Genomic DNA, 17193 nt, shown 5'->3' on the forward strand with positions numbered 1-17193 from the left:
TTATATATTTATAAACCAATCATCGTCAAATTAATCTTACCACGCTCGTCAATTCCAGTGATTTTCACGCGAACAGTTTGCCCTTCTTTCACGACATCAGTCACTTTTTCAACTCGATGTTCTGCCAATTTCGAAATATGAACCATTCCGTCAACACCAGGAAGTATATTCACAAACGCGCCAAAATCTTTAATACCGACAACTTTACCTTCGTAAATCTTGCCAACTTCTGGCTCCTCAACCAGACTCTTAATCCAGTTCATCGCCTTTTCAATCGACGCGCCGTCTGGGCTAGCCACAGTAATCAAACCATCTTCCTTAATATCAATCTCAGCGCCAGTTTCCGAAGTAATCTTATTGATCGTCTCGCCGCCCTTACCAATAATCACGCCAATCTTATCTGGGTCAATCTTAATCTTCTCAATTCGTGGCGCATACGGACTAAGCGACTCACGAGGCCCCGGAAGCACACTAAGCATATGTTCCAAAATATGTGCACGCCCCGCCTTACTCTGCTCAATCGCTTGACGTAAAATCGCCACCGGTAGTCCATGAACCTTCATATCCATCTGAAGAGCCGTAATACCCTTTGAAGTTCCAGTTACCTTAAAGTCCATATCACCAGCAAAGTCCTCAGCATCAGCGATATCACTCAACACATACGGAGTATCGCCGTCCATCATTAGACCCATCGCAATTCCACTCACTGGAGCCGAAATTGGCACACCGGCGTCCATCAACGCCAAACAGCTAGAACAAGTCGCCGCCATCGAAGTTGAACCGTTCTGACTCATAATTTCTGTCACCGAGCGAATAGCGTATGGAAAATCCTCTTCAGTTGGCAAAACTGGGAGCAAAGCACGTTCCGCCAAGTATCCGTGACCAATTTCACGTCGACCTAGACTGCCCATTCTCTTGACCTCGCCAACCGTATAGCCCGGCGCATTGTAATGATGCATATAACGTCGCTCACCGTCGGTAATCTCCATAGTGTCAATCAATTGCGAATAACTAAGCGGCGCCAAAGTCACAATATTCATTCCCTGGGTCACACCACGCGTAAACAAGCTGGAACCGTGAGCGCGCGGCAAGAATCCAACTTCCGAGCTGAGCGGACGAATCTCGGTCAATTGTCGACCGTCAGGACGAACTCGTTCAGTAACAATTCCCCGACGAACATCTTTATGCAGAGCCAGAGTAAACGCTTCGTCGTAATCGCCACGAACTTCGCTATATTCTTCCTCGTCTAGTCCCAATTTTTCCGCCATCGCCTCATGGAACTCAGCGCGAATTTCGCTTATCATTTCATTGCGCTCTGGATATGGACGACGGATTTTCTCACCAAATTTCCCATCAGCCCACGCGTTAACCGTTTGCTGAATTGATTCGTCTGGCAAAATTAGATCATATTCCTGCTGTACTGGCGCAACTTTTTCCGCCAATTCGCGTTGCAAGGCAATCGCTGGCTGCATCATCTGGTGAGCCCACGCCATCGCATCAACAATAATGTCCTCCGAAACTTCTTTGGCGCCAGCCTCGACCATTGTTATACCACTTTCAATACCAGCCACGACCAAATCGAGATCTGACTTTTCGCGTTCTTCCGGAGTCAAAAACGCCTTAAATTCGCCGTTCACTCGACCCACGCGCAAACCAGCCACTGGACCATCAAACGGCGTGCCAGTTAACATTAACGCACTAGACGCAGCGATCATCGCAATTACATCTGGACGGAAACTCGGATCCATACTCAAAACAGTCGCGACGACTTGAATTTCCTGTCGATAACCCTTCGGGAAAAGCGGACGAATCGGACGATCAATCAATCGACCAATCAGCACAGCTTCATCGCTTGGGCGACCTTCGCGCTTAATAAATCGGCTGCCAGAAATCTTACCCGCTGCATAAAATTTTTCTTCATAATCAATTGACAATGGAAAATAATCCAATTGCACTGGACGCGGACTAACCTGAGCGCTACCCAAAACTACAGTGTCGCCATAGCGCACCAAAACGCTACCAGTCGTCCTAAAACCGACGCGATTCACTTCTAAAGTCAGCGGCCGACCACAAAAATCAGTGGTAACACTAAAAATCTCCTTGCCGCTTGGATTAATAATTGCCATAAATCCTCTCTTTCTCGCAAAGACAGTAACAGGTGCGTGCTGGTTTACCGGTCAACACACCACACATCCATCACCGTCTGCGGGTTATATTCGCGTATTTTATTATATCACAGCGGTGTGCGCTTTATAGGCTTTATAGAAAGCCAAAACTAGACACAATTCACTCTGAAAATCAATCTCCTTTGATGAACGGCAGCTCACCATACAATACACGTTACATTTGCTCCTATAGCGCCTGGCCTAACCGTTTAACTCTGTTTGCTGCTTCGTATTTCCTACAAATCAGCCAGCTCTTTAGCGTCCGGATCTTCGCCACGCAATACGGCGTGAACACGCTTATCGGCCTTATAGGTTGCCGGAATCTCTCCTAGTGCTTTTAGGACATTCTCTGGGCTTGAAGGCCTATACGGCGAGACGGGGGGAGCAATGACTATATCCCTTGTCTCGGGGTGCGCCAATATCCGAATAGCGACATCAGTAGCGGCTCGAAGATAGTGTGGTGAATCTGTAATGATGCTGATAGGATGTTCTTTATTGCGCTCTAGGACACCTAGATCTAGTAGTTCTTTGATCTGACTATCACTCGTTGGCCGTGGAACACCGCGCTTTCTCGGCACCGCAACAGCATTTAGCAATGTTGCACGAGTACCATCGAGCAAGTGATACGTTACTAAGACATTTTCTCGATCCGGAACACCCGGTATACTTGGCTGGTTGTCGCTAGGTGCAGTCTCCTCAATACCATTCTCCCAGTCAATTAAGCCATGCCTATCAAAGTAAGCCTCAAGACCCAGTCGTCCAATAGCCATCTCCGTGGCGAATGCTTCATCCCAACTACCAGCCTCAACCTTTTTGCGTAGCTCATCCCGCAGCCAAGGTGATTTTTCCTTGAGCCTATCCATGTCAACACCGCCAAGCGATCTTGATACTGCCGCCAAAATGGCATCAGGATCTTTTTCGGTTGGTATACTATTCCAGCGCTGACGCTGTCCAACTAGTAAATACGTGTCCTGAACAGCGATATCTCGTGGATTTTTACCTCGCGCAGCCTGTAGACGTTTTGGCATCTCTTCTGCTGATCCACCTAGAACAATACTACTACCATACTCTACGGTACTATCGACTCTAGAAAACGCATATCACCATAGTGTAGCTGTTCAGCCAACGGTCGCAACCTAGAATAGTTTTCCTCATTAACCCGTACCTTACCGTCGCCACCTTCCATAGTGCCATGCTGGACACCCATAAAGCGCGCCCACATGAAATCTCGCGAACCTGGCGCTAACTCACCACCACTTTCAATATCACTAGCAACTGCCTGCGCGGCTTCAGCAAATTGTTGGTTAGAACAGTCTGTTGCGATAACGCCTAATATATCAATTATGGTCTGGCGATTTCCTTCGCCAAGAAATTCTCTTTCTGGCACCCAGAGTGGCTTATTGGGAAGTGTAGATTCTCTATTCATAATGATTAATTATAACATAAAAATTATAATAATTCAACCCCAATTATCTAATACAACACATTACTCCTATTCCCTACCATGATTATATCGTATAGGTATAGTGTTATAATTTACTCATGTCACTTCAGCTAGATTCAGTAAAAAATCGCCAGAAAAGCTGGAAAAGCTATGTCTTAACTATAATCGCAATCTTAATGATTCTTGGTGGAGTTTATTTGCTTGCTCTCATCAGCACGCCCCTTATTTTGTCGCAAAACATCAACCCAAAAGACAACCACACCACTCAGCTCATCACTAAAACTGAGAATAAAATTACCGAAAATCGACTTTACATACCGAAAATCGACATAAATTTGCCTTATAGTACTGGCGGCGCCGAAACAATGGAACATGGTGCGTGGTGGCGTAAACCAGAAAACGGCAACCCAAAAGATGGCGGCAACTTTGTCTTATCTGCACACCGTTTTATTATGGGCCTAACTCCTCAGCAGACGCTCAGAAAATCGCCTTTTTATAATATTGATAAATTAACTGTCGGCGATGAAATTATCATTGACTATAACGGCGTGCGTTACAATTACGTCATCAGCGAAAAACAAAGCGTTAAACCAGATGCCATAGAGATCGAACAACGTACAGATCAGCCGCAATTAACTCTTTATTCCTGCACTTTGGGCGGCGCAAACGACGGACGAGATGTGATTATCGCCAAATTGAAAAAATAGCCAGAACAACAAAAATCCCCTTTTCGTCAAAGGGGATTTAAGCAGTTTTTAACGTAAATTATTTACGCAAACCTAATTTGGCAACAACTGCTTTGTAGCTCTCAAAATCAGTTCGCTCCAAATATTTCAGCAAACGCTTGCGCTTACCAACCATTTGGATCAAGCCGCGACGAGCCATGAAGTCGTGCTTATTCGCCTTCAAATGCTCTGTGACTTCTTTGATACGAGCCGTCAAAACTGACACCTGAGCTTGTGGGCTACCGACGTCGTTTTTATTGACCTGAGTCAAAGCAATTGCTTTCGCTTTATTCTCTTTGCTAATCATAGCTCTGTAATTATACCAAGCTTCTCTGTTTTTTGCAATTAGCTAGTAATCCCGAAGTCCGCCAGAGTCTTTGCCTGATCAATAGAATAGTCGGCAATTTTCGTACGACGCAAATTCTCGCAATACGCGCCCGTCCCTAATTTCTCGCCAATATCCACTGCCAACGTTCGAATATAAGTTCCGCTTGAAACGTGAGTTCTGATCTTTAATTTGGGATATTCGTATGCCAATAACTCCAATGAGTAAATTTCTATCACACGCTTAGGAATCTCAACTTGTTTACCTTCACGCGCCAATTTATACGCTCTTTCACCGTTAATTTTTATTGCGCTAAAAATCGGCGGCGTCTGCTCAATTTTTCCCACAAATTGACTAATCACCCGCTGAATTTCATCCAAACTCGGCTCATAATCAGACACATCAGTAATTTCGCCTTCTGGGTCGCCCGTAGAACTATTCTTGCCCAGAATAATTTCCGCCTCATACCACTTATCTAACTTAGTAAAAGTTTCAGCTTCGCGGCATTTCTTTCCAGTCACAATAATCATTAACCCCGTAGCAAACGGATCAAGCGTACCCGTATGGCCAACCTTCACTTTCTTTCCCGCCTGATTAGATAAAACTCGTCGCAAGCGCGCTACCACCCCAAAGCTAGTCATTCCCTGAGGTTTGTCTATGAGAATCACTTCGTCCATCAACTATTGTCCTGGAATGTGAAATTGCGCTGGATTGAAGTCTGCGTTTTGAGCTGGCTGAGTTGGCATCGCGGTGATCGGCGCAGGCGCTGGAGCTTGCGGAGCGGCTACCGGCTCAGGAGCCACCCCTAATGGTGCAATCTGTGGCAATCCATTTACATCAACACCCGTAGGCGCTGGCGGCATCGGCGGCAAAGCGCCGAAATCTGGCATTGCTGGTGGCATTGGCAAGTCAAAGCCCGGAATGTTATTCTCAGGATTTGTTATTGCTGGCTCAATTGGCGCAATCGGCTGACTCGGAGCTGGCGCTACTGGATTATTCAATTGATTTGTGTCGTTGGTAATTGCCGAAATAATCGACTCTTCAGATTGCGGCGCAACAGGTATCGTCGACAATTTTTGCTCAGCGGCGTTAGTTGTAGCAAACGGATCAATCTTTGGTGGTTCATCAGACGTGCCCATAGCCGCATTTAACGGAGTATTGCCAAACGACGGCGTATTATCACCCACATATTTACCGTGCGTTAAGATGGTTTTATTTTGATCGCTAGCCAATTCCCTAATCTTATCCTCGGCAGCCTGTGTAGTTGTTGCGTTCAGAGTGCCACCCATCAGTGGAGTTTCCTCAAAAGAAAGCTCGCCCTTTGAAACTATCTTTTCACTCGGCTTTTCTTCCTCGGCTTGCGGTTCTTCCTTTATCGGCTCAATTTTAGCCAATTTCTCTTCGGCAATCCTAGCAGACTCTTCTTGCTTTTCCTTTGCTGTTTGTTCGGCTACTTCATCAACATCGCCCTTCTTTTCGTGACTAATCGACAAAGTTCCGTCCGCGTGTACAGCTTCCTCATCTTTCTCTATTTCTTCAGTTTTATCCTCTGAAGCCTCCTCTTTTTCTGGAGATTTTTCTTCGATCTTTTCAATCTTCTGTGGCTCGTCCTCTACTTCGCTCTCTGCAATCTTTGAAACCACCAATTGCTGATTTGCGCCAGCTGCCATAAGTTCTGCGGCCGTGGTCATAACCTTTGATGAAGTATTTCCATTACTAAATCGGTCAGTTACTGCAACAATTCCCGTAAGCAAAGCCGTCGCCATCTGCTCGTCCAACGTCACCTTCGGAGTTTTCAGATCATCAAGGAGCTCAACAACCATTTCACTCACGCCACTCGCGTTAGATTCGTGCCAATCAACAGAGCCCAGACCACTCTTTACATCGCCCGCCGTTATAGCCACAACCGTAGCATCGTGCAAAATCTTACCGTGCGCAGTCAAAGCCGTATCAATACTTTCACTATTTTCAACATTTAGCGCTAAAACCAACTCAACGTTATAATCGCCCTGTGAAAATTCCAAATCCTTATCGGTAATTGTCGTACGATATGGCGTAATGAAAATCTTTACGGCGTCATCAACAACTTTATAGCGCAAATGGTCAGCCTTCTCTTTATCTAAGGCAATAATAAAATCACGTAAAGAATCTGCGGTCTGCTCAAACGTCTTATCAGGACTCAAGAACGTAATTGCCGGCGGAATGTCGCCGCTAAACACAGCCGTAGCGTGCTTCCCTAATTTATTAAGGAAAATCGTCAATCCTAATGCTGCCGACAATTCGTCGACTGACGGGCTAGAACTCACCGTCACTAAAATATTAGTTACATCCTTGATGCTCTGGATTACTTTTTGCTTTGCTGATCCGTTTGACATGATTTTTCCTATGTTTGTTTTTTGTAATTACGCTTGGCATCACTATACCATAAGCAGTACCATAAAGTCAATATCTAAGCCACCTCTTTACAATTTATGCTATTTTCTGTATAATTCTTCCTGATTAGCGATACAAATCTATAGAGGTAAAGGAGAAACATGCCAATCATCAAATCCGCCATCAAGCGTGCTAAACAAACTCTAAAGCGCCGCGAGCGAAACATCAGCATTAAAAAAGACATTAAGACTGCTGTTAAAGCTTTCTCTGCAGAGCCAAGCGCAAAGACTCTTGCTGCAGCACAAAGCGAAATCGACACCGCTGTTAAAAAAGGCTTGATTAAGAAAAATACCGCTGCTCGCCGAAAGAGCGCATTGAGCAAAATTGCTAAAAAAGCAGGTGTTACATTAGAAGCTGCCAAGAAACCAGCTGCTAAGCCAGCTGCTAAGAAAACTGCCGCTAAAAAAGCTCCAGCAAAGAAGCCAGCTGCTAAGAAAGCTGAAAAATAATCTGTAAAGATTACTAGAAAATACCCCGGAATTAACTGGGGTATTTTTATTTAACATCAGTCGATAAATCTACTCGCCAATCTATATACATGTTCGACTTCTTTACTTTCCAAATTCCAGTTATTAAGTTCAGCTTTAATTAACTCTGGAAATTTCTTACTAATATCCCTTAAAGAATTGCCAACTGATTTTCTAACATATTCACTGGAATCTTCTTTTAATGCTGCGATTCGTTTAATAGCTTCATCTGGATTTTCCTTGAAATATGGTCTGCTCGTCCATATTCTTAATCCTTCTGTTACTGCTCTCCTCGTATTCGGATTATTGTTTTTTAACCATTCATCAATTGTTGGAAGTGCTTTTTCATAGCCTGTTTGCTTACAAAATTCATCAAATGCCTTCGCCAGCACTTCTTGAACTCTCCAATTGTCATCTTTGGAAACTTCATCTCGCATAAATGTTAAGACATCATCTTGTTCTGATAAGTATCCAAAAAGAAATACGCCGTACATTCTTACTTGATATGTGTGAGATTTATAAGCTAAAAACGCCAACTTCTTGATATGTTCATCATCATTGGATTTATAATCAGCTAAGGCTCTTTTCTCTTCCTCTTTGAAGCCATTTTCAATTAAAGAAAATTCCTTTTCTAAATTTGCGATATATTCTTTTGCGCGAACATCGTCCATAGAATCCAGCAACCTCCCCATTCCTTAGTTTATTTTCCAATTCCAACCAGCGCCGCCTCCACAAGCAGCCACGGATTTACAGAAGTTGTTTTCATTTGCAAATCTACCCGAAGTAGCGCGTCATTTATCCTCTTTAGTTTTTCCTTATCGGCACCTTTTGCTGAAGACGCCAATTTTCGTAAAACATACGGATTAGCCGAAAAATCCGAAGCCACCAACTTACTGTCGCCGTCAGCCAAAACCAACGCCGTCAAGTTAGTTGCCTGCGAGGCGAGCAATCCCATTGTCTGATAAGCGCCATCAACGCCACTTTCCGACTCCAAATAGCTAATTATATCATGAACCTTATCGTAATCACCCGCCAGTGCCGAAATGAACAAATCAAATACATTCTCCGTCCTCGCCAGAGGTATGAAGTTGTCAATTAAATCATCCGTCACTTTTTCCGCCAGCGCCAATTGGTCCAAAAAGTTACTCAGTCGCAACTGATCAAATCCCAAACGATCAACAATTATCTCTGCTTGATGATTCGTTAATTCACACTCGCGAACCTTCGCCTCCGCCACGCACCACTTTAAAAGCTGCGGTTTTTGACGATCACTAAGCGGTGAAAATTCCTGAACTTTGGCATTTTTCTGCAGCCACTTATACGTTTTCGTTCGCTTATCAATTTTATCTTCCACCAAAATAATCGTCCTGCCATCATCAAACTTCATATCTGGAAGTTGCGACCAAATCTCAGAATTTTCGCCTAGTTTTGAAATCAAATACACCGACGAGTTCATAAACAGCGTCTGCCCAATTGCTATTTCCTGCATTCCAGCCAGCGTCAAATCTTCACCATCGCGTCGCGCCGCTTTTTCGTTGCCGATCAGCTTAGCAATTGCTTGCCGTTTCTCGAATTCATTTTCGCCGTAAAAAAGGTAAATCACTTCGCCTCCACTTGGCAAACTGGACAAATGTGCGTACCGCGTCCAGAAACTTTCATCTTTACAATCTCTTGGTCAGGATGCCGATGGCACGACTGACCTTCCCGACGAAATACATGTGCAAATGACAGATAATTACCCTTCCTGCCTTCAGCGTCAACATAATTTTTATCCGTCGAGCCGCCCTGATCAATGCTCAATTGCAAAATCTGGCGAAGTTCGTTAAACAAATCTTCCAATTGGTCATCACTAACATTTCTAACGCGCGTCTGGGGGTGAATTTTCGCAGCCCACAGAGATTCATCAGCATAAATATTACCAACTCCAGCGATCACCGACTGATCAAGAAACGCTGGCTTTATCATCGAATTTTGCCGACGACGAATTCGCTTAATAAAGTCACCCGCCTCGGTTTTTTTATCGAGCGGTTCCGGCCCAACTTTCTGCATAAATGGCAAATTTTCTATCTCATCAGTCGGCATCAATTTCATCCAGCCAAACTTACGCTGATCATTAAAAAACAGATGCGAACCATCCGTAAAATCAATTTGCACTCGTGTCGATCTATCAGGCAATTCACCAATCAAACTATCATTCGGATGACCACCAGCAAAACTATTAGCCCCACGAAAAATCAATTGCCCAGTCATCTTAAGATGTATCACCAGCGAATAACGCGTATCAAGATCAATCATCAGCACTTTTGCACGACGTCGCACCGCCGTTACATGCGCACCATATAAAAATTGCTGAACGTCTGTGGGTGAATTCGGAAAGCTTTTTGGCGAATCAAATACCGTCGCTCGCACAACAGCCTGACCTGGCAGCAAATCCGCCAAACCGCGACGAACTGTCTCAACTTCAGGTAGCTCAGGCATTCGGCGAGTCCTACAACTTAAACAAAGCTTCTTCTTGACTTAGACCAATTCCAGCCGCCATTTTCTTGCCGTCAGGAATTTGCTTCAAAAACATATCCAAAATCTCGTTTACATTAGCTTGCGCCGAGCCTTTAGAGCCGCTACAATCCGACGTCCACAAACTCTTCACAACGGAATTGTCCTTCAAAGTTTCGAATTTGTAAATTTTACCGCTAGCACAAATCCCCCGCAAATCATTTTGCCGCTCAGTTAGCGGCGTGCCTTCCATCATTTTTCGCTTATCAAGCGCATAAACCAGCTCGGTATAAGCCTTGCTATTATTGTCCAATTTTTTCTCTGCAATCGGCTTGTCCAAATATCCCTCGTATGTTGTCATTTCGCGAGATTCTGGCGAAATAGTGATGCTGTATGAGCGGAAATTCTCGTTCGCTACAATCGGTCCGCGCACCGTCAATCGAACCGCGCTCCCCACGTCCGTCGATAACAAAGCAACTTGCCCTACGTTAACATTCTGATCCGTTGTTTGACCTGAATCGTTTTTACCAAATAATGCTCGACCAATCGCAATAACCGCTGCTACCGCCACAACCGTGATAACAATAACCAGCAAAATTGGTACAAATCGAGAAAATGAATTTCGTCGTTGAGTGTATTTCATGGCGTAATTATACCATATTTTCTACACTTCACCCCAATTTACGCCCGTACCGACATCTACTTTCAATTTAATTGGCAATTCTGGACAAACGCCTTCCATTTCCGCTTTCATAATCTCGCTGACTTTCTGGACGTCTTCGGGTTTGCATTCCACCAAAATTGAATCATGAACTTGTAAAATCGCATCAGCCAAGCCCGACAATTTATCCTCCAGCCGAATCATTGCCAATTTCATCAAATCCGCTTCCGTGCCTTGAATTGGCATATTCATCGCAGCTCTTTCTGCCGAAGATCGCACCATAAAATTGCTCGATTTTACATCAGGCGTTGGTCGTCGCCTGCCAAAATACGTTTCGACAAATCCCTGCTCCCGCGCTTGAGTTAAAATTTTATCCAAGTACTGACGAATCGGCTTTCGCACCTCAAAATAATGATCAATAAACTTTTTCGCCTCTGTAAATGACATTCCCGTAGCCGCCGCCAAACCGTGCGGACTCATTCCGTAAAGTACACCAAAATTGATCACTTTCGCCGCTCGACGCTGAGATTTGCTTACTTCGTCAATCGATATTCCGTATGTTTCCGCCGCCGTTTTTGCGTGAATATCAACATCGCTATTAAAGTCTTCAATCAATTTCTCGTCGCCTGCCAGCACAGCCGCCAGCCTCAGCTCAAATTGTGAATAATCTGCGCCGACAAAAACTTTGCCATCACTCGGAACAAACGCCTGGCGAATTTTCCTACCCAGTTCAGTCCGAACCGGAATATTCTGTAAATTCGGATTTGTGCTGCTCAGTCGCCCCGTGCTGGTTACATCCTGATTGAATGTAGTGTGAATTCGCCCATCAGCCGCCATCAATTTTGGTAACGCCTCAATGTACGTGCTGATCAATTTGGTCAATTCTCGATATCGCTCAATCAACTCGATAATCGGATGTTGTCCACGTAATTTGTCCAACTCTTTTTGACCTGTTGAATATCCAGTTTTTCCCTTTTTTATGCCCGCAGTTGGTAATTGCAATTTGGTAAACAAAACCTCAGAAAGTTGCGCTGGACTAGACGCGTTAAACTCGTATCCTGCCATGGAATACATTTGTTGTTCAAGCTCATCAACTTCCGCCGCCAGCTCATCGCCCATCTGTTTTAATAGCGTATCATCCAACTTCATCCCACGTTTTTCCATCTGGAATAGCGCCCAAATTACTGGAAAATCAAACTCGTAAGCCACACGCGCAATTTGCGAATTGTTCGACATGTAAACTTTTTGTTCACGATAAATTTTGTGCAAGCGAGCCAATTGATAAGGCGCGGAATTGTCGTCAGAAAAATCACCAGACAGTGCATTCAAACTACGATCACGCTTCAGCGGATCAATCAAAAATGCCGCCTGCTCAACATCCCAAACTTCATGAAAACGCACCGCCACGCCATAATTATCCAACGCGTGATATAACCGTTTGACATCAGCCGCGATCACAGTTCCCTGCGCCAATAATTGCCACACGGATTGACTAATCTCATCAATTTTCGCCGTCCACGCCGACTCAGGATTTGAGCTTATGTAAATTACGTCAGGCTCCGACGAATCGATATATATTATATTTTCCGCCTCAAACATCGGCATATCGGGCAATTTTTCAATTCGCGGAATATCCAACTTCGGTTCTTCTTTTTTCTCATTTTCCGCCGCTTGCATCGTTCGCGGCAATCGTCCAATTAGCGAATTAAACTCCAACTTCTGCAGAATTTCCGTTACTCGCGCAAAATCGCAATCATTAACATCCGCCACATTCCAGTCCAGTTCAATTGGCGCATCCGTCCAAATTTCCGCCACTTGCTTGGTCAAATATGCAGATTCACGACCATTTTCCAACTTCGTTCGCAACGCGCCTTTTTGCTCGTCCAGATGTTCATAAACTCCGTCCAGAGTTTCATATTCTTGCAATAATTTAACCGCCGTTTTTTCACCAACTCCCGGCACGCCCGGCAAATTGTCACTAGAATCGCCCTTCAAAGCCTTCAAATCTAAGAATTGTTCTGTCCGAATTCCATATTTTTCTTCAAAATGTTCCGCCGTAAATCCCTCGATGTTCCTTAAACCGTTTTTCATGGCGTAAACTTTGGTCATTGACGATATCAATTGCAATGCGTCCAAATCCGACGTTATCAAGCACGTTTCAATTCCGCGAGATTCCGCTTGCCTGGCAAACGCACCCATAATATCGTCCGCCTCATAATCATCAATTTCATAAAGCGGCCAACCAAACGCATCAAGCAGCTCATGCAAAATCGGAATTTGCTGGTAAAAATCATCGGGTGCAGGTTTGCGACCAGCTTTATATTCTGGATACAATTCCCGCCGCTTGCGAATATTCGTGCCTCGTTTATCCCAAGCTACCGCCACGTAATCCGGCTCCAATTTTTTAATCAGCTCAATTGCCAAACTGACAAATCCGTACACTCCACCAGTCGGAGTTCCGTCAGCCATCGACAATCCCGGCATAGCATAATAACCTCGGTAAAACACCGACTTTCCATCAATAACTACTAGACGCTTCATAGTTCTATTGTAGCATTTAAGCGGCTATCGTCAGAGAATTGATTATTGACGCCTCAGCAAAAGTTTCTTCTGGACTCTTTCGTGCTTCTCGTACAACCTCTTACGCTCCTCCAGATAGCTATAGCAATGGACATACTCAATCACTCCATCGTCATTAAAGAACACGGTTATAGTCTCATCTCTACCGTCATCTGGTCCAACAAAAAACTCGTAAGACGTTTTATGGTACTTAGGGTATCGATCAACCTCAAGCTCTTTTATGAAAGCATATCTAAACTCATCTTCATTCTTGGGTATCTTATATATTTGATATCGATCTTTCGGATTAGATGACGAAGTGGCAGGATTTTCCCAAATCATCCAACGCTGACTATATTGATCCTCGATAGGCTCGCCAATAAGTCTCTGCCATTTCTCGCTACCGTCTGGATTATGATCAAATTTCGATTCCAGCTCTTCAACCTGAGCCATTATCTTATAATTATTTGCTGGATTTTCTTGACCCTCAGCATCAAGGCCAGAAGGAGAATTCTGAGGTAACTCTTCAGTATGTCCATGAAGCGTTTCCATAATACTTATCACAAACATACTCTCTATTTGGAAGAATGTCAACAAATTGTTAAAATTAGTACATGACACAACCATATGCAAAAATTATCGCCCTGGTTGGATTGGCGGGCAGCGGCAAAAGTTCGGCTGTCGAATATTTGACAGAAAAAGGATTTCCAAAAATTTACTTCGGTGGCGTTATTTATAAAGCCATGGACGAGGCTGGAATTGAAAAAACTTGGGACAATCAACAACAATTTCGCGAAGAAATTCGTCGCCGTGAGGGCAAAGATTTCGTAATCAAACGCGTCATAAAAAACATCCACGATTTAATAAACGCTGGGCAAAATAAAATCGTTTTGGACGGATTATACACTTGGAGTGAATACAAATTCCTTAAGCACGAATTTCCTGGACAAGTTGTCGTTATTGCTATTGTTACACCGAAATACCTCCGTTATCAACGAATGGCTAAACGCATAGAGCGCCCAATGCAACCGCACGAAGTTGATCAGCGCGACTGGTCAGAAATCGAGAATTTGGAAAAAGGTGGACCAATTGCTATTGCTGATTATTTCATCATTAACGACGGCAGCCTTGAGCAATTACATCAAAAAATAGACGCCGCAACTCACGACGTCCATTTTTGTAAATCACCCGAACAGTGTTAATTAATCCAGATATTCGTAAAGTTTTTTCGCGTCTTTGTGTTTGCGAAGTTTCGCTAGCGCCTTAGCTTCAATCTGACGAATTCGCTCACGCGTAACCGCAAACTCCTGACCAACTTCTTCCAAAGTGTGGTTTTTTCCATTGTCCAAACCAAAACGCATTCGAACAATTTTCTGCTCGCGATCACTCAAACTTGATAGAATTTCCTGAACTTGCTCTTTTAATAATTGATTTGAAGCGGAATCTTCTGGTGAAACCGTATCTTCGTCAACGATAAAATCTTGCAGCACAGAATCGTCATCTTCACCATCACGACCAACGCCAGCGTCCAAAGAAGAAATGTCCTGTTTAATCTTAATGACATATTCAATTTTCTCTGGTTCCATATCCAGCTCTTTAGACAATTCTTCAATTGTCGGCTCACGGTTCAATTCCTGTGTCATTCGTCGCTGAGTACGCAGCAATTTATTGATCGTTTCCACCATGTGAACTGGAATACGGATCGTTCGCGCTTGGTCAGCAATCGCACGCGTAATTGCCTGGCGAATCCACCAAGTTGCATAAGTCGAAAACTTGAATCCCTTATCCGGATCAAACTTCTCAACCGCACGCAAAAGTCCAGTATTTCCCTCTTGAATCAAGTCTAAAAAGTCCAAACCACGACCAGAATAACGCTTAGCAATTGACACCACCAAACGCATATTCGCCTCAGCCATCTTATCCTTAGCCTTCTTATCGCCTTCAACAATTCGGCGCGCCAAGTCCATCTCTTCTTCAGCGCTAAGTAGTGGAATCTTACCAATTTCACGCAAATACAACCTAACCGAGTCATCCGACACGTCGTCCAAATATTGCCCAGTTGTTAACGAATCCAAATCTTCCGATTCTTCTTCGTCTATAAGTGTTGGATCAAAATCATCATCTTCATTTAAGTTTACTGGCTTCGTCGTGATATCGTCGCTCACATTTTCTCCTTAATCAGATTATTTAAGCTCTGGCGCAAATTCTGAGACAAAACCTCATCTCCCGACGCCTCGGCCTCTCTAAGCTGCGTTAATAGTTGATTCTTTTTGTTTTCGCGATGTTTGATTGTTATCTGTCTGACTAGCCGAGCCATCTCTTCGTTCAAGCTTTTTTGCTCCCAATTGGCGTAACGACTTTCACTTTTCAACTGTACTATTTTCACATACTGTTCGATTTTTTGCAAGTCCAGCGGAACCTCGCCCAAATCCGCGTCTGGGTTTTTCCGCAGATAGCCAATCAATTGCCGCGCACCGTCGCCGTCCAGCATTTCTCCAGAAATCGCTGCCAACCAGCGCCGCACAGATTTTTCACTCGCTGCCAGCCCCGCCAGCATATCCTCAGTTTCATCCTGAACTGGAGTCGGTTTTTCTTTCTCAATTTTCGCCTTTTTCAATTGATGTTCAGCGACTTTTTCATTCGACAATTTCGCCTTCAGTGCGGTGATTGACGCGCCAGTTTTTTCAGAAATCACCGACAAATAATGCTCTTGCTCCACCGGATCTTTCAAGCCTCGGACAATCCTCAGCGCAATGGTCGAAAATCTTCGCTTACCTTCCGCCGACTTCAAATTCTCCATTTCCGCGTATCTGGCAATCACCCAATCCACCGCTGGCTGAGATTGGTCAATCGCCGCTTGCCAAAGCGCCGAATCTTTTTGGACCAATTCGTCTGGATCTTTGACATCATCGGGCAAACTCACCACTTCCAACTCCACGCCAACTTCCTGTGCCAAATTGATTGCCCGCTCCGTCGCGTTAACTCCCGCTCGATCACCATCAAACGCCAAGCGAATCCGCCCCGCCAATCGACTAAGCGATTTCAAATGTTGTGTCGTCATTGCCGTTCCAGAGGTCGCAACCACGTTTTTGACGCCCGCTTGATGACTGCTAATTACATCCAAATTGCCCTCAACAATCACCGCCACATCGCTTTTTCGAATCGCTTCCTTGGCTTGATGTAAACCAAAAATATGTCGCGATTTATCAAATAATAGCGTTTGCGGCGTGTTCAAGTACTTTGGCGCGCGCGGATCGTCACGAATAATTCTGCCCGTAAATCCCACGACTTCTCCGTTGCCGTCACTCAACGCCACCATCATTCGCCCGCGAAACAAATCGCCACCAAACCGATTCGACAAGCCAGCGTCTGCCAATTCCTGCCTAGAAAATCCTCTTTTTTCCAATGCTTTCGTCAACGTGTCGCCATTCTCCGGCGCATAGCCAATCAAAAAATCACCAATTGTTTGACGATTTAATCGCCGTTTTTTTACCACATAATTTAACGCTGTCGAATTTTTCACCAAATTCTGCTGATAAAAATTGGCAGCCAGCTTCAGCGCTTCCCTAGCCCTGGCACGACGCTTGGCTGTTCGTCCGTCGCCATTAGAAAACAAAGTCAGATCAACGCCCGCCTTTCGAGCCAAATGCTCCAGTGATTGACGAAAATCCATTCCTTCCACCATCATCACAAACGTAAAAATATCGCCACCTTTTCCAGAAGAAAAATCGTGCCAAATCTGCTTTTCTGGACTGACCATAAAGCTTGGAGTTCGCTCGTCGGTAAACGGACTTAAACCCTTCAAATTGCGCCCCGCTCGCTTCAACTGAACATACTCACCAATCACATCCTCGATGTTCAGTCGCGCCCGCACTTCTTCTTTGGCATCATTCATATTTTTATTATATCACTCTTTACCTC

Annotated in this window: 17 protein-coding genes; 3 read left to right on the top strand and 14 right to left on the bottom strand. The window is 44.4% G+C overall.

Translation table 11 applies throughout. From position 1 onward, the window contains the following. Positions 1–8 precede the first annotated feature (8 nt). The 3 genes from pnp to LRM42_RS02625 all read right to left on the bottom strand — a co-directional run bounded on the left by pnp (position 9) and on the right by LRM42_RS02625 (position 3591). Positions 9–2126 carry a polyribonucleotide nucleotidyltransferase gene (pnp, locus tag LRM42_RS02615; protein WP_243816634.1) on the bottom strand — a complete coding sequence of 706 codons (2118 nt, stop codon included), beginning with the start codon at positions 2124–2126 and terminating at the stop codon, positions 9–11. Positions 2127–2401: 275 nt separating this feature from the next. Next, the gene (locus tag LRM42_RS02620) at positions 2402–3193 is read right to left on the bottom strand and encodes a hypothetical protein (RefSeq protein ID WP_243816635.1); all 792 of its coding nucleotides are present in this window, start codon (positions 3191–3193) and stop codon (positions 2402–2404) included. A 41-nt stretch (positions 3194–3234) separates the two neighbouring features. Beyond that, positions 3235–3591 (bottom strand): hypothetical protein, encoded by a 357-nt coding sequence (locus LRM42_RS02625; protein WP_243816636.1) that lies wholly within the window; start codon positions 3589–3591, stop codon positions 3235–3237. A 116-nt stretch (positions 3592–3707) separates the two neighbouring features. On the opposite strand from LRM42_RS02625, the gene LRM42_RS02630 reads away from it, so the two are divergent. Then, positions 3708–4316: a sortase gene (locus LRM42_RS02630; protein ID WP_243816637.1), complete on the top strand. Its 609-nt coding sequence runs from the start codon at positions 3708–3710 to the stop codon at positions 4314–4316. 58 nt (positions 4317–4374) lie between these two features. Here LRM42_RS02630 and rpsO read toward each other — a convergent pair whose 3' ends face one another. Genes rpsO through LRM42_RS02645 form a run of 3 tightly spaced genes read right to left on the bottom strand, consistent with a single transcriptional unit; the run spans position 4375 to position 7034 of the window. Beyond that, positions 4375–4641, bottom strand: a complete 267-nt coding sequence (gene rpsO / locus LRM42_RS02635) for a 30S ribosomal protein S15 (protein WP_129632131.1) — start codon at positions 4639–4641, stop codon at positions 4375–4377. A gap of 38 nt (positions 4642–4679) precedes the next feature. Further along, a complete protein-coding gene (gene truB / locus LRM42_RS02640; protein ID WP_243816638.1) occupies positions 4680–5336 on the bottom strand; it encodes a tRNA pseudouridine(55) synthase TruB in 657 nt (218 codons plus the stop codon). Between the two features lie 3 nt (positions 5337–5339). Then, positions 5340–7034 (bottom strand): hypothetical protein, encoded by a 1695-nt coding sequence (locus tag LRM42_RS02645; protein ID WP_243816639.1) that lies wholly within the window; start codon positions 7032–7034, stop codon positions 5340–5342. Between the two features lie 159 nt (positions 7035–7193). Between LRM42_RS02645 and rpsT the strand changes: the two genes are divergently transcribed. Then, positions 7194–7541 (top strand): 30S ribosomal protein S20, encoded by a 348-nt coding sequence (gene rpsT, locus LRM42_RS02650; protein WP_275973074.1) that lies wholly within the window; start codon positions 7194–7196, stop codon positions 7539–7541. A 56-nt stretch (positions 7542–7597) separates the two neighbouring features. Here the strand turns inward: rpsT and LRM42_RS02655 are convergent, their stop codons facing one another. From LRM42_RS02655 to LRM42_RS02680, 6 genes are read right to left on the bottom strand one after another with little or no spacing between them, the layout of a single operon-like run. Beyond that, on the bottom strand, positions 7598–8230 hold the full coding sequence (locus tag LRM42_RS02655) for a DNA alkylation repair protein (RefSeq protein ID WP_243816640.1): 633 nt from the start codon (positions 8228–8230) through the stop codon (positions 7598–7600). A gap of 29 nt (positions 8231–8259) precedes the next feature. Beyond that, positions 8260–9162, bottom strand: coding sequence for a DNA polymerase III subunit delta (gene holA / locus LRM42_RS02660; RefSeq protein WP_243816641.1), 903 nt, complete (start codon positions 9160–9162; stop codon positions 8260–8262). Further along, the gene (gene mutM, locus LRM42_RS02665; protein WP_243816642.1) at positions 9159–10037 is read right to left on the bottom strand and encodes a bifunctional DNA-formamidopyrimidine glycosylase/DNA-(apurinic or apyrimidinic site) lyase; all 879 of its coding nucleotides are present in this window, start codon (positions 10035–10037) and stop codon (positions 9159–9161) included. Before mutM ends, holA begins: the two co-directional genes overlap by 4 nt. Positions 10038–10047: 10 nt before the next feature. After that, complete coding sequence (locus tag LRM42_RS02670; protein WP_243816643.1) at positions 10048–10695, bottom strand: hypothetical protein; 648 nt, start codon at positions 10693–10695, stop codon at positions 10048–10050. A gap of 21 nt (positions 10696–10716) precedes the next feature. Continuing rightward, a complete protein-coding gene (gene polA, locus LRM42_RS02675; RefSeq protein WP_243816644.1) occupies positions 10717–13254 on the bottom strand; it encodes a DNA polymerase I in 2538 nt (845 codons plus the stop codon). A gap of 42 nt (positions 13255–13296) precedes the next feature. Further along, positions 13297–13824, bottom strand: coding sequence for a hypothetical protein (locus tag LRM42_RS02680; protein ID WP_243816645.1), 528 nt, complete (start codon positions 13822–13824; stop codon positions 13297–13299). A 62-nt stretch (positions 13825–13886) separates the two neighbouring features. Here LRM42_RS02680 and LRM42_RS02685 point away from each other — a divergent pair, with 62 nt between their 5' ends. Beyond that, positions 13887–14474, top strand: a complete 588-nt coding sequence (locus LRM42_RS02685) for an AAA family ATPase (RefSeq protein WP_243813306.1) — start codon at positions 13887–13889, stop codon at positions 14472–14474. Here the strand turns inward: LRM42_RS02685 and rpoD are convergent, their stop codons facing one another. Both rpoD and dnaG read right to left on the bottom strand, forming a co-directional pair. Further along, the gene (gene rpoD / locus LRM42_RS02690; RefSeq protein ID WP_376787544.1) at positions 14475–15425 is read right to left on the bottom strand and encodes an RNA polymerase sigma factor RpoD; all 951 of its coding nucleotides are present in this window, start codon (positions 15423–15425) and stop codon (positions 14475–14477) included. A gap of 8 nt (positions 15426–15433) precedes the next feature. Further along, positions 15434–17167 carry a DNA primase gene (dnaG, locus tag LRM42_RS02695; RefSeq protein WP_243816646.1) on the bottom strand — a complete coding sequence of 578 codons (1734 nt, stop codon included), beginning with the start codon at positions 17165–17167 and terminating at the stop codon, positions 15434–15436. Positions 17168–17193 lie beyond the last annotated feature (26 nt).

Origin of the sequence: Candidatus Nanosynbacter sp. TM7-075 (assembly GCF_022828255.1) — a bacterium.
In the GTDB taxonomy this organism is placed as follows: domain Bacteria; phylum Patescibacteriota; class Saccharimonadia; order Saccharimonadales; family Saccharimonadaceae; genus Nanosynbacter.

Coding starts and splice junctions, on each gene's coding strand:
- pnp (WP_243816634.1), bottom strand. CDS start 2,126: ATGGCAATTATTAATCCAAGCGGCAAGGAGATTTTTAGTGTTACCACT.
- LRM42_RS02620 (WP_243816635.1), bottom strand. CDS start 3,193: ATGCCAAAACGTCTACAGGCTGCGCGAGGTAAAAATCCACGAGATATC.
- LRM42_RS02625 (WP_243816636.1), bottom strand. CDS start 3,591: ATGAATAGAGAATCTACACTTCCCAATAAGCCACTCTGGGTGCCAGAA.
- LRM42_RS02630 (WP_243816637.1), top strand. CDS start 3,708: ATGTCACTTCAGCTAGATTCAGTAAAAAATCGCCAGAAAAGCTGGAAA.
- rpsO (WP_129632131.1), bottom strand. CDS start 4,641: ATGATTAGCAAAGAGAATAAAGCGAAAGCAATTGCTTTGACTCAGGTC.
- truB (WP_243816638.1), bottom strand. CDS start 5,336: ATGGACGAAGTGATTCTCATAGACAAACCTCAGGGAATGACTAGCTTT.
- LRM42_RS02645 (WP_243816639.1), bottom strand. CDS start 7,034: ATGTCAAACGGATCAGCAAAGCAAAAAGTAATCCAGAGCATCAAGGAT.
- rpsT (WP_275973074.1), top strand. CDS start 7,194: ATGCCAATCATCAAATCCGCCATCAAGCGTGCTAAACAAACTCTAAAG.
- LRM42_RS02655 (WP_243816640.1), bottom strand. CDS start 8,230: ATGGACGATGTTCGCGCAAAAGAATATATCGCAAATTTAGAAAAGGAA.
- mutM (WP_243816642.1), bottom strand. CDS start 10,037: ATGCCTGAGCTACCTGAAGTTGAGACAGTTCGTCGCGGTTTGGCGGAT.
- LRM42_RS02670 (WP_243816643.1), bottom strand. CDS start 10,695: ATGAAATACACTCAACGACGAAATTCATTTTCTCGATTTGTACCAATT.
- polA (WP_243816644.1), bottom strand. CDS start 13,254: ATGAAGCGTCTAGTAGTTATTGATGGAAAGTCGGTGTTTTACCGAGGT.
- LRM42_RS02680 (WP_243816645.1), bottom strand. CDS start 13,824: ATGGAAACGCTTCATGGACATACTGAAGAGTTACCTCAGAATTCTCCT.
- LRM42_RS02685 (WP_243813306.1), top strand. CDS start 13,887: ATGACACAACCATATGCAAAAATTATCGCCCTGGTTGGATTGGCGGGC.
- dnaG (WP_243816646.1), bottom strand. CDS start 17,167: ATGAATGATGCCAAAGAAGAAGTGCGGGCGCGACTGAACATCGAGGAT.